The sequence below is a fragment of the Caballeronia sp. LZ029 genome (genome assembly GCF_031451275.1).
GTDB lineage: Bacteria > Pseudomonadota > Gammaproteobacteria > Burkholderiales > Burkholderiaceae > Caballeronia > Caballeronia jiangsuensis.
Genome location: NZ_JARUXO010000004.1, coordinates 732,545 through 744,807, shown reverse-complemented (window position 1 = coordinate 744,807; position 12,263 = coordinate 732,545). Strand labels below are relative to the sequence as shown.

The 12,263-nt window shown below is 62.9% G+C and carries 12 protein-coding genes; 3 read left to right on the top strand and 9 right to left on the bottom strand.

The features are described from left to right. Nucleotides 1-79 precede the first annotated feature (79 nt). On the top strand, nt 80-436 hold the full coding sequence (locus QCE73_RS29400) for a hypothetical protein (RefSeq protein ID WP_309884692.1): 357 nt from the start codon (nt 80-82) through the stop codon (nt 434-436). Nucleotides 437-452: 16 nt separating this feature from the next. Here QCE73_RS29400 and QCE73_RS29395 read toward each other — a convergent pair whose 3' ends face one another. After that, nucleotides 453-971, bottom strand: coding sequence for a hypothetical protein (locus tag QCE73_RS29395; protein WP_309884691.1), 519 nt, complete (start codon nt 969-971; stop codon nt 453-455). A 161-nt stretch (nt 972-1,132) separates the two neighbouring features. Further along, nucleotides 1,133-1,828 carry a response regulator transcription factor gene (locus QCE73_RS29390; protein WP_035501961.1) on the bottom strand — a complete coding sequence of 232 codons (696 nt, stop codon included), beginning with the start codon at nt 1,826-1,828 and terminating at the stop codon, nt 1,133-1,135. Nucleotides 1,829-2,024: 196 nt separating this feature from the next. Between QCE73_RS29390 and QCE73_RS29385 the strand changes: the two genes are divergently transcribed. Continuing rightward, entirely contained in the window at nt 2,025-2,477 is a 453-nt protein-coding gene (locus tag QCE73_RS29385) for a response regulator transcription factor (RefSeq protein WP_035502017.1), read from the top strand. 120 nt (nt 2,478-2,597) lie between these two features. On the opposite strand, the gene QCE73_RS29380 is transcribed toward QCE73_RS29385, so the two are convergent. The 7 genes from QCE73_RS29380 to QCE73_RS29350 all read right to left on the bottom strand — a co-directional run bounded on the left by QCE73_RS29380 (nt 2,598) and on the right by QCE73_RS29350 (nt 11,113). Then, nucleotides 2,598-3,533: an aldose epimerase gene (locus tag QCE73_RS29380; protein ID WP_309884690.1), complete on the bottom strand. Its 936-nt coding sequence runs from the start codon at nt 3,531-3,533 to the stop codon at nt 2,598-2,600. Nucleotides 3,534-3,584: 51 nt separating this feature from the next. After that, a complete protein-coding gene (locus tag QCE73_RS29375; protein WP_404989840.1) occupies nt 3,585-4,424 on the bottom strand; it encodes an ABC transporter permease in 840 nt (279 codons plus the stop codon). A gap of 77 nt (nt 4,425-4,501) precedes the next feature. Further along, a complete protein-coding gene (locus QCE73_RS29370; RefSeq protein ID WP_035501965.1) occupies nt 4,502-5,368 on the bottom strand; it encodes an ABC transporter permease in 867 nt (288 codons plus the stop codon). Further along, a complete protein-coding gene (locus QCE73_RS29365) occupies nt 5,365-6,441 on the bottom strand; it encodes an ABC transporter ATP-binding protein (protein ID WP_035501966.1) in 1,077 nt (358 codons plus the stop codon). The genes QCE73_RS29370 and QCE73_RS29365 overlap by 4 nt, the downstream gene beginning before the upstream one ends. Before the next feature lie 81 nt (nt 6,442-6,522). Next, nucleotides 6,523-7,626 carry an ABC transporter substrate-binding protein gene (locus tag QCE73_RS29360; protein WP_371882254.1) on the bottom strand — a complete coding sequence of 368 codons (1,104 nt, stop codon included), beginning with the start codon at nt 7,624-7,626 and terminating at the stop codon, nt 6,523-6,525. Between the two features lie 652 nt (nt 7,627-8,278). Then, on the bottom strand, nt 8,279-8,971 hold the full coding sequence (locus QCE73_RS29355) for a FadR/GntR family transcriptional regulator (protein WP_309884689.1): 693 nt from the start codon (nt 8,969-8,971) through the stop codon (nt 8,279-8,281). Between the two features lie 156 nt (nt 8,972-9,127). Continuing rightward, on the bottom strand, nt 9,128-11,113 hold the full coding sequence (locus tag QCE73_RS29350; RefSeq protein ID WP_309884688.1) for a YadA family autotransporter adhesin: 1,986 nt from the start codon (nt 11,111-11,113) through the stop codon (nt 9,128-9,130). 16 nt (nt 11,114-11,129) lie between these two features. Between QCE73_RS29350 and QCE73_RS29345 the strand changes: the two genes are divergently transcribed. Further along, nucleotides 11,130-12,263, top strand: a 1,134-nt coding sequence (locus tag QCE73_RS29345; protein ID WP_309884687.1) for a hypothetical protein, incomplete at its 3' end; no start/stop codon positions are given.

Sequence of the window (12,263 nt, the reverse complement as noted above, 5' to 3'; positions counted from 1 at the left end):
GACGGCCACGAGGCTTGCTGGCGTCGAACGAGCACGGGACGCTAGCTTAAGCGGATACTACAAAAAAGGCATCGGAATCATGAGAAAAAACATCGCAATCTTGTTTGTCGCAATCGGCGCATCCGCGTTGAGCGCGTGCGTTGCAACCGACGACGCCCTGCTCAAGACCGTGCCCTTCGGGTCCGGCACCTCGCAGTACAAGCCCTACGACTTCATCCGATGCGTGAAGGAAAAATGGACGCCGATCGCGCCGCGCGTGCGCGAATACTCGCCGAGCTCCGATACGCTGGCCGTTTCCGTGCCCAGCGGCGGCATGACGAGTCAGTCGGTGGTGTTGGTGATCGCGCAGGCGTCCGCGAACGGCACGGGCTACACGATATACGGGGATGTCGCAGCCGCGGGACGCTACGTCACAGCGACGCACACGTGCGATTGAGCCCCCGTTTTCTCGATCAGGAAGGCTTGCCGTTGCGCATATCGACGCCGGCCAGATGCGTCCCGACGACGCGTCCGATCAGATAACCGTCCGATGCGCACGCGTTGACGCGTTCCTTGCCGTCCCACTGGATCTTGTACTGATCGTCGAGGGAATGGACCGTCGATGCGTCGAATTTGCGCTTCGCCTTGCCGCCATTGCGCACGTCCTCGCTGACGAGGCGGTTCCAGGTCAGCGCGTAGCCGTAGCGCACGCCGTCGGCGAATGCGCCGTCGTCGCAGACTTGCGACGGAGGAGTCGTCTTGAGCATCAGATGGTAGCCGTTCGCGGAGCCGACCATGATGCGCCGCTCGCCCGGCGGCGCCGGCGGTGCTGGCTTGACCGGAACTTGAGCCGCTTGCGCGGCCGATGCCGCCGACGCCGCCGCGGCTGCGTCGGTGTCGTTCTGCTGCGGAAGCGGTGCACATGCGCCGAGTAGCAGCGCCGCTGTCACCGTGATTACCGTGCCGGCGCCTTGCATTTTTATGAACGTCATCCTGCGAATCACCTACGCTGACTCCATCTCAAATATAGTCCGGGCTATACCTTACCATCCCCGGGTGCATTCCTCGGAACGATGAAAAAAAGGCGGCGCAGATGCAACGACGCGGGCGCCTTTCGGGCAGCCCGCGTCGAAAAGAAGGTGAATTTGACCGCTCAGGACGCCGACGACGTATTGCTCATCGGCATTTCGATCCCGCGCCGCGCCATCTCGACGATCAGAAACGTTCGCCGCGTGACGTGAAAGCGCGCGAGCAGATCGCTCGAATATTCCTTGGCGGTGTTTTCGCTGATATTCATCTTGCGCGCGATGGCCTTGTTCGACAGCCCCTGCAGCAAATAGCGCAGCGTCTCGGTCAGGCGAGGCGGCAGATCGAGCGATTCGACCGTCACGCCCGCGTGCGGCGAAACCGGCTTCGGGCTGTGGCCGCCCTTGCCGAGCACCGTGTTCGGCAAGTAGACGCGTCCGTTGAGAATGGTTTTCAGGGCTTCGCGGAAGACGCCCGCGCCCTGCTCGCTGCCCTTCGAGATGAAGCCGCACGCGCCGTTCTTGATGCATTCGAGCACGGTGTCGCGGTCGTCCTGCGCGGACAGCATGATCGTCTGGATCTCGCGCTCTTCCTCGCGAATCCAGTTGAGCAGATCCATGCCTGTGGCGTTGCCGCGCAAGTGGTAGTCGAGGAACATCAGATCGTAGGTATTGGCGGAAAGCTTGGCTTTCGCCTGCTCGAATCCGTCGGCTTCGTCGATCTCGAGCAAAGGCTCGTTCGCCAGGATGAGGCTTTTCATGGCGCTCCTGGTGAGCCCTTCGTCCTCTACTAGCAACACTGTTTTGAAATAGCCATTTTCCATTGCGACGCTCCGAGAACGGTTCCGATATTACGCGCGCCCTGTGCGACTTCCACCCCCCTTTCGCAGGGATACATTCGGCAGTCCCCCAAAATTCCCCGCATCCCCCTCCCGTGCCGGGTTTAGCGATCGGTACGTTCAGTCGACACTGGTCGCAGTCGATTCAACCACGTAACGCAATACGAGAATGGAGGATGAGATGTCAAGCCGTCTGGCCGACAACGAACGCGAATTCGCGTTGTGGCGTATCAAGCGGGCCCGCGCCGGAGACGCATCGCGCCGTGTGCTGATCGCCCACAAAGACAAGTCGATCGGCGATTCCCTCGCCGTGCAACTTCGGCTCAAAGGCTTGCAGGTCATCCATTCGCAGGATCTGAAATCCGTGCGCGCGCTGGTGCATAGCTGGCAGCCGCAGGCGCTGCTGCTCGACACGCGCCTCGACAACGATTCTGGCTACGTCTTTCTGCGCACGCTGCGCATGGACGCCGACGTCACCGGGCGGCTCCTCGTCGCGATGAGCAACGTGTGGCCGGCCGATCCGGTTCAGACGCTAAAGGAAGCCGGTTTCGACGCCCACTGCCGTCGGCCTTGCGCGACCTGGCGCATCGTCGATCTCGTGGAATCGTTCTTTTCCATGCCGCTCACGCGCTGATACGCAAATCTGGAGGTGCCGCCATGAACAGGGATGCATGCCTCGTCGCCGGGGGGATGTTGCCGGCGAATGCGTCGCGCTGTCCCCCGGTTCGCGAACGCGCCTGTGTCGAGGCGCGCGTCAGGCGCCGCCGCCGTCGTACCGGTCCGGGGTCGCGCCGGCTGCCATCACGAGCGACGCCCGTATTTCACTACCTGGCTCGATGACCGCGATGCCCGTCCCGGGCAGCCCTTGCGCCGCGAGGTTGAAGCCGTCGCTCACGTGCGACACCGGTTCGACGCACAGATAACCCGCGCCCGCCGGACAATGCACGACGACGTGGTTCAGCGTGTCGCCGGCATCCAGTTCGAGCGTGCGGCCGTCCGCGTAACGCAGCGTGGCGCGGCCGTCCCAGCCGCTCAGATAACGCGTGTAGCCCTCCGTTTCCCGCACATGCCGATGCGCGGGCGACTCGACCGTCGGCTCGATCGCGATCTCCGCTTCGTGACGCCAGTGCGTCGTCGCATGAAGTTCGGCTTCGTGCGCGCCGAAGTAAGGATGAAAACCGAGGCCGACGGGCATCGGACTGGACGACCGGTTCGCGATCCGCATCGATAGCCGCGCGCCGTCTGCATTCGCTTCGATCAACTGCACGGCCTCGAAAGCCCACGGCCAGCCATGCTCGCCCTCGCCGTGCACGTAACGCAGCACGACGCAATCCGCCTCCTGAAGCTCGACGCTCCATGCCGCGAACTGGCCGAAGCCATGCAGCGCGTGCGCCATGCCAAGAAACGTCGCGATCTCGACGATGGAACCGTCCGGCGCGGCAAAGCGCGCATCGCGCACGCGATTGGAAAACGGCACGAGCGGATAACTGCCGCCCTTGGGCCATGCATCGCACGGCCAACTGGCGGCTGTCACGGGCACGAGCCAGTCCTGCAACCCGCGCGCGCCTTGCGTGGCGAACCGAGTGATGCGCCCGCCCGCCGCCGGCGCGATCTCGACGACATGCGGCCCGCTCGAAATGCTCAGGCGCGGCACGGCGTCCAAAGGTACGACTTCACGAAATTTCGTCACGACACGACTTCGATATGAAATGAACCCGCGCGCAGGCGCGCGGGTGGAACATCACTGCTTCTGCTCCTTCACGCGCGACACGAGTTGCGTCGGGCTCACGAACTGCAACGCGATCAGCACCCAGACCATCGTGATGGCCATGTAGATCATCGCCATCGCGTCGATGGACTGCGGCGCGCGCACGCCCGTGGAGAACACGGCGTAATAGAGCGCGACGACGAGCGTCTGAGTCGTCGGCCCAGCGGTGAAGAACGTCAGCTCGAACATGCCGATGGTGCGCACCAGGACGAGCAGGCCGGCCGCCAGCATGCCGGGCACGAGCAGCGGCAGCAGCACGTAGCGGAAGTAGCGGAACGTGTTCGCGCCGAAGATGCGCGCGGCCGATTCCAGATTCGGATCGATCTGCTCGATGAACGGCGTCATCACGAGAATCACGAACGGCAGCGCAGGCACCAGATTCGCGAGGATCACGCCGGTCAGCGTGCCCGCGAGATGGAACTTGTACATGACCGTCGCCATCGGGATGCCGTAGGTCACGGGCGGCACCATCAGCGGCAGCAGGAACACGAGCATAGCGAAACGCTTGCCGGGAAACTGCACGCGGGCGAGCGCATACGCGGCCGGCACGCCGAGCACGATGGACAGCAGCACCACCGCGCCCACCACTTCGAGCGTCACGAGCAGCACGCTCGAAAGCTGGAAGTCGCTCCATGCCTGCGCGTACCAGTGCAGCGTGAAGCCCTGCGGCAACAGCGTGCCGAACCAGCGCGTCGCCACCGAGTTCACGGCGACGGTCGCGATCAGCAGCAGCACGTTGACGAGGAAGAAGCCCATCGTCGCCCAGACGAAGAACTTCCATAGCCTGTCGCGCAGGCTCACTTGCTGTTTCATGTGCTTGCCGGTGCCGTTTGTGGTTGCGGTCGGGACGCCGGCCTGCCAGCCGGACGCCGCGCGGTTATCGGTCGTCATTATCCCTTGCCTCCCGTCACCGGACCCGTGTAGAAGAAGCGACGCGCGCCGAGCATGCCGCCCACGACGAGCAACTGCACGAAGCCCATCACGATCGCGATCGTCGATGCGAGCGCGTAGTCGTAGTTTTCGAACGCGGCTTCCGAAGCGGCGATCGAGATCACGCGCGTCGGACCGGCGGGCGCGCCGAGCAGCACCGCCGACGGAAACACCGAAAACGCCTGCACGAACGAGAGACAGGCGGTCATCGTCAGACCAGGCAGCAGCAGCGGCAGATAGATCTGACGGAACTGTTGCCACGGGCTCGCGCCGAGCGTTGCAGCGGCGCGCGCGAGCGTCGGGTCGATGCCGGTCACATACGACAGCGTCAGCAGAAACGCGAACGGAAAGCCCGACACGATCAGCGAAATCAGCACGCCCCAGTAATTGTGCGTGAGGCGCACTTCATCGCCATAGAGATGCAGCGCCTGCAATGCCTGCGGAAACCAGCCGTTCGGGCTGAAGTACGTCAGCATGCCGTCGGCGATCAGCACGGTGCCGAGCGTCACCGGCACGACGAGCAGCGTCGTGACGAACTTCTGCCACGGCGACGTGCGGCGCAACGCGAAGGCCACCGGCACCGACACGCCTACATTGATGATCGTCGCGGGCACGGCGAGCTTCAGCGTGACGACGATCGTCGGCCACATCGACGAATCCGTGAAGAACGTGATGTAGTTCGCCCAGACGCTGCCGCCGTTCATCGGACTGAACGACAGCATCAAGCCGTAGGCGAACGGATAGATGAACAGCGCGATGATGAAGAAGAGCGCCGGCGTGACGAGCCAGCCCTTCGGATCGCGTGGCTGCGCGGGAAGCGCGATCATTTTTCCTCTCCGTACACGAGCGTTTTCGAAGGCGCGACGCGCAGCGAGATGCGCTCGCCCTCGCTGCATTCGCCCGCGATGCGCGCCCACAGCTTGCCGAACGCCGTATTGACGATAATGAGCGAATCGCGCCCGCCATATTCGACGACTTCGACGTGCGCATCGAACGCGTTCTCGGCGCCGGGCGCCGCGCGTTCCATGTCTTCCGGACGCAGCGCGACGGCCACGCGCTTGCTGTCGAAACCTTCCATCGGCGTGCCGAGCAGGCGCACGCCGCTCGCGTTCACCGCGACGGCTTCGCCCTGCGTGCCTTCGAGCGTTGCCTGCACGACATTGCGAAAGCCCATGAAGCGCGCGACATGCAGATTCTTCGGCCGCGAATACACTTCCTTCGGCGCGGCCACCTGCTGGACGACGCCCTCTTTCATCACGACGATGCGATCGGCCATCGACAGCGCTTCGTCCTGATCGTGCGTCACGTAGATGGTCGCGCGCTCCAGCTTGCCGTGGATGCGGCGAATTTCGGCACGCATCTCGATGCGCAGCTTGGTGTCGAGGTTGGAGAGCGGCTCGTCCATCAGAACGAGCGGCGGCTCGATGACGATCGCGCGCGCAATCGCCACACGCTGCTGCTGACCGCCCGAAAGCTGACCGGGAAGCTTGGCGTCGTGGCCGATCAGTTGCACGAGCTGCAACGCGGCCTTCGCGCGCTTCGTCGCTTCCGCCTTCGGCATGCCGCGCATCTTCAGGCCGAAGCCGACGTTATCCAGCACCGACATATGCGGAAACAGCGCGTAGTTCTGAAAGACCATGCCGAAGCCGCGTTTTTCGGGCGGCAGCACGTCGATACGCTTGTCGTCGAGCCAGATGCCGCCGCCCGTCAGCGGCTGCAATCCGGCGATGCAGTTGAGCGCGGTCGACTTTCCGCAGCCCGATGGCCCGAGCAGCGCGATGAACTCACCGCGCTGGATGTTCAGATCGAGTCCCTTCAACGCCGCGAGCTGCTGCCCTTCCGCGTTGGTGAAACTGCGCGAGACCGCGTCGAGGCGCAACTGCTCAAAAGTGTGCTTCATGACAATTTCCTGCGCTTTTTTGTACAAGCGGCGACGCGCCCTGACGGGAGCGTCGCCGTCTCATTACCGCGTTACGCCGAGTTACTTGGTCTTCGCCGCGCCGACTTCGCGATCCCATTTCTGGAATGCCGCGACCATCGCCTGCGCATTGAGCGGAAGCACGTGCGGACGGTCGGCGAGCAGCTTCGCGTACTCGGGCCGGCCGAACTTCTGGATGACTTCCTGACTCTTCGCGGGCGCCATCGAGAGCGGCACATCCTTCACCGCCGGGCCCGGATAGAAGTAGCCATCGTCATAGGTCAGCGCCTGCTGCGCCGGCTCGAGCATGAAGTTCATCAGCTTGTAGAGCACGTCGAGCTTTTCCTTCGGCACGCCCTTCGGAATCACCATGTAGTGGGCGTCGTTCACCCAGGTCATGTTGTCGAATGCGGCCACTTTGAATTCCGCCGGCACGATGCCGAGCGCGCGCGGGTTGATATCCCAGCCGGTCACCGTGACCGTCATGTCGCGCGTGCCCTCGCCCAGTTCCTTCATGACGGCCGAGGTTCCGCCCGGGTAGTACGGAATGCAGTCGTTGAGTTGCTTGAGGAACGCCCAGGTCTTGTCCCAGCCGTTGATCGGGTCCATCGGGTCCTTGTCGCCGAGCACATACGGCAGGCCCATCAGGAAGGTGCGGCCCGGGCCGGAGTTCGCCGGGCGCGCGTAGATCAGCTTGTTCGGATGCGCCTTGCACCACGCGAGCAGTTGATCCGGCGTCTTCGGGACGTCGGTGACCTTGGCCGGGTTGTATTCGAGCAGCGGACCCGCCGGCATATAGGTCACTTCGAGACCATAGCCCTGCGCGATGTCCTGCATCTTTCGCGGGCCGGGCGCGTACTTGTCGAGCACGCCGGGGAATGCCTTCGCGTTATCGGGAAGCAGTTTCTCCCACAGACCTTGCTGGATGCCGGCCGCGAGCGCGTCGGTGCCGGTCACGACGAGGTCGATGTCCGAGCGGCCCGCCGCCTGCATCGCCTTGATCTTGCCCGGCAGTTGCGGCGCGGGCGCGTTCGTGAAGGTGATGCTGGAAACCAGATCGGGATATTTGGCCTTGAACGCCTCGAAGCCCTTTTGCGTCAGTTGCAGATTGCCCGCAACGTCGACGATGTTGATCGATACGGGATCGGCCGCGTATGCCGCGCTCATGCCGAAAGCCGCGCTGACGGCGACGCAAACCGCCGCCAGTTTCACTGACAGTCCTGCCTTGAAAGCCATTTTGTCTCCTCACTTCTCTCGCAACCGGTGGTCGGGAAAAGGTCCGGTCGAATTCTTCGATTTCGTCGATCGCCGGCCTGTTTGTGCTTCGTTCTGATTCGTTTGTGCGCCGCTTGCTGGCACCTTGAATGTAGCGTGTCTCTGTACGCGTGCGTCCTCATGGCGACCGGATGCTGAAAAATAGCTAACGGGGTCATAGGATGTCAAGCAAATTGCTTCCCGCGAGTCTGTTACCGAAACAGTGGGAAGCCGGTTTTTCCTCTGGCGATAGCGGTTTGCAAGCTATGTCGGGAGATACCCCGAGCGGTTGTTTCCTATCTTTTTAACCGGGATTTAACTGTTGTTTCCTGCGGAGTTATTGTGACTTTCCTTTTCGGTCGAAGGTCGCGGAATACTCAACGCAGGGGCAAAGCAGATGGAATTGGCTTGGTGCCACGAAGCGGAGCGCGGCGAATGTTGAAGTTTTAGGGCGACCAACCGAAGGGTAGCGCCGCAGTCGCTCTGAAGTTGTCAAACAACTTACCCGCCGGCGAGCAAGTTTTTGCTCGCCCGAGCCAAGGTTGTGTGACAACTGTAGCAGTGGCTAGTCGCCGAATATCCGGTCGAGCGCGTTTTGAAGATGCGCCTTCATCGCTTTCCCAGCGCGGGCGGGATCGCGTGCGCGGATCGCCTCGAGGATTTCGAGATGTTCACGCTGGACCACACGCTGGCGCTCGAGCGTTTTCACGAACGACAGATTGCGCGACAGGTTCATGCTGACTTCGACCTGTTCCTCGATGAACGCCAACGCGGTAATGAAGAACTGGTTCTTCGATGCGCGTGTAACCGCGAGATGGAACGCAAAATCGTCTTTTGCGCCGATGCCCTGCTGCGTCTCGACGACGCGCTCAAGCCGGTCCCATGCATCCTGAATCGCGCGAAGGCCGTCTTCATCGGCCTTGATGGCGGCGAATTCCGCCGCGCCGGACTCTGTCACGATCCGAAATTCGTAACAACGACGGATGTCGGAGAGTGTTTCAAGCGGGGCGAATCGGCGCACATCCGGATCGGGACGGCGTCCGACGATCGTTCCCGAGCCGCGCCGCGTCACGATGATTCCGTCCGCGCGCAATCGCGCGAGCGCTTCGCGGACGGTCGGTCGAGAGGTTGCGAAACGTTCAGCGAGCGCATGCTCCGTGAGAAGCCGGTCGCCCTCCTTGAACTCGCCTTCCACGATGCTGTTGAGGATGTCGCTGTAAATGCGATCGGCGAGTCCGGATGACTTACGCTCGTTCATGTGGCGCTTGTCGTGCTTGTCAGGGTGGGAGACCGATTGTAAGGCAGATTTTTCGCGCCGAGCGACGCGTAGGGATCAGGCGCGAGCAATAAAAAAGGCGGTCGACGCAGGAGCTGCGTCGACCGCCTTCGTATGCTCGGCTGTTACGTCAGGCGCTTACCACTGGTGGCCCGCGCCGATCGTAAACCCGACGTTGCCGGAACTGCTGGTATTGCCCGAAGCCTTCACGACCCATCGATCGTCCTGCGTCACGTACGAGATGCCGATCGCCGCACCGGATGCGCTCGCGTAACGCGCCCCGGCGACGGATACCATGGTCCTGCCCGGAGCGGTCGGCTGCGGCAATCCCGCTGCGGCCATTGCTGCGGCGATACCGCCGTACGCCGTGCTGGCGACATTGTTGATCTGGCTCTGCACGCCGGCGATGCGCGAATCGGTATAGCTTTGTGCCTGCGCCGATGCCAGATTCAATTGCCGGACGTTGACCGCATCGGTCTGTTGCTCGCCGTTGGCAACGTTCGTGATCTGGCGTTCGTTGCCTGCCGATCCGACTGACACCGTGTTCACCCGGTCGGCCACCGAATTCGCACCGAGCGCGACCGAATTGTCCGCACTCGCGCTGGCGTTCGCACCGATGGCCGTGGCGTGCGTGCCGGTGGCGCTGGCGACCTCGGTGGCGCGATTGCCATCGGCGGCGAACAAGGTATTGCCACCGCTTTCGGCAATATTCGTCACGCGGTCGAGCGCGGCGTTCATCTGGTTCACGTTCACGGCATCGGTGCCGGCTAAACCATCCGCGACGTTGTGAATCGTCGTCGCGCCGGTTTTATTGCCGAGCGTGATGCTCGTGTAGTCGGGTTTGCCATCCGTGCCCGAGTCATAGGTGACGGCGGACTTCGTCGAGCCGTCGCCATCGATCAGGCCCGCCTGCTTCAACTGCGACACATTGACTGCGTCCGTATCCGCCGTGCCGGCGGCGACGTTCGTGATCTGGCTTTCCGCGCCTGTCGCGCCGACCGAAACGGTATTCGAACGATTCGCCACCGAGTTCGCGCCCAATGCCACCGAATTGGCTGCCGTCGCCGACGCAGCGCCGCCGATCGCCACCGAGTCCGCGCCCGTCGCGGACGAATCCGGCAGCGTGGAATTGGCGTGGAAGTACTTGATCCCGCCGCCTGTCGCGATGGTGTTCAGCGTGTTGTTGATCGTGTCGATGTCGGTCGAATTCTGGGCCGTGCGTCCGTCCAGATTCGCCAGTGCGCCCCCGACGGTGTTGTGCGTCGAGTTGTCCGTGAACTTGTAGGTCGGCCCGGTGATCTTGCCGTCCGCGTCCACGGATGATCCGCCGCCCAGTGCGTCCGCGACGCTTCGTGCAGTCCCGAAGAGTTGCGAACCGTTGATCGCTTCGCGGCTATCGAGCGCAACCGTTCCGTTTGCCACGTTGTCGATTGTCACGTGGGCTTGCGGATCCTGAGCATGCAGCGTGATCTTGCTGTGCGTCGGATCGTCGTAGGTTACGGCGTTCGCGACACTGGTCGAGATCGTCGAGTTCAACTGAGAGACGTTGACCGCATCGGTTTTTTCCGTACCCGTTGCGACGTTCGTGATCTTCCGTTCCGCGCCCTCTGCACCAACGGAGACGGTGTCGGCACGATCCGCACGCGAACCGGAGCCGAGCGCGACGGCATTACTTGCGGATGCGATCGCACCGCCGCCGATTGCCACCGCATCGACGCCGGACGCGGACGAATCCGCCAGGGTCGAATTGGTGTGGAAGTACTTGATGCCGCCGCCGTTGTTGATGGTGCTCAGCGTCGTGTTGATGATGTTGATGTCCGATGTGTTCTGCGTGACGCGGCCGTCGAGATTCGAGAGAGAGTCCCCGACGGTGTTGTGCGTCGAGTTGTCGGTGAACTTGTAGGTCGGGTTGGTGATCTTGCCGTCGGCGTCCACCGATGATCCGCCGCCCAGCGCGGCCGCAGCGCTTTGCGCGGTTGCGAAGAGTTGCGAGCCGTTGATCGCTTCGAGGCTGTTTGCGTTTATCGCACCAGGCGCGACATTCTTGAGCGTAACGGGCGTGCCGAGCGTGCCGAGCGTCACGCTCGTGTGGTCCGGATCGTCGTATTGGACGGTGTTTGTCAACGCGACCGATAGAGAATTGACGCCGGTTGAAAGGGAGACCACTGCGCTCGAAGTCGAGGTCGAGAGCGTATCGATGCCGGTTGACAGCGATGTCACCGCCGTGGATGTGGACGCGGACAGCATGTCGATGCCGGTCGACAGGGATGTGATGCCGGAGGTTACCGTGCTGAGGCCGGTCGACAGCGACGCGACGTTCGACGTCACCGTGCTCAAGCCCGTCGAGGTCGATGTCGATAGCGAGTCGAGGCCCGACGTCACCGTGCTGAGGCCTGTCGAGGTCGATGTCGACAGCGAGTCGAGGCCCGACGTCACCGTACTGATACCGGTTGACAGTGAGCTCACGTTCGACGTGATCGTGCTCACGCCGGTCGAGAGCGAGCTCACGTTGGAGCTTACTGTGCTGAGGCCGGTGGAAAGCGAAGTGACGACCGAGGCCACCGTGCTCAGGCCCGTCGAGGTCGATGTCGACAGCGAGTCGAGGCCCGACGTCACCGTGCTCAGGCCGGTGGACAGTGAGCTCACGTTGGACGTGATCGTGCTCATGCCCGTCGAGAGCGAACTCACATTGGAGGTCACCGTACTGAGGCCGGTGGAAAGCGAAGTGACGCCCGAGGTCACCGTGCTCAGGCCGCTGGACAGTGAGCTCACGTTCGACGTGATCGTGCTCACGCCCGTCGAGAGCGAGCTCACGTTGGAGGTCACTGTACTGAGGCCGGTGGAAAGCGAAGTGACGACCGAGGTCACCGTGCTCAGGCCCGTCGAGGTCGATGTCGACAGCGAGTCGAGGCCCGACGTCACCGTGCTTACTCCGGTGGACAGTGAGCTTACGTTGGACGTGATCGTGCTCACGCCCGTCGAAAGCGAGCTCACGTTGGAGGTCACCGTACTGAGGCCGGTGGAGAGCGAAGTGACGACCGAGGCCACCGTGCTCAGACCCGTCGAGGTCGATGTCGACAGCGAGTCGAGGCCCGACGTCACCGTGCTCACGCCGGTGGACAGTGAGCTCACGTTGGACGTGATCGTGCTCACGCCCGTCGAGAGCGAACTCACATTGGAGGTCACCGTACTGAGGCCGGTGGAGAGCGAAGTGACGACCGAGGCCACCGTGCTCAGACCCGTCGAGGTCGATGTCGACAGCGAGTCGAGGCCC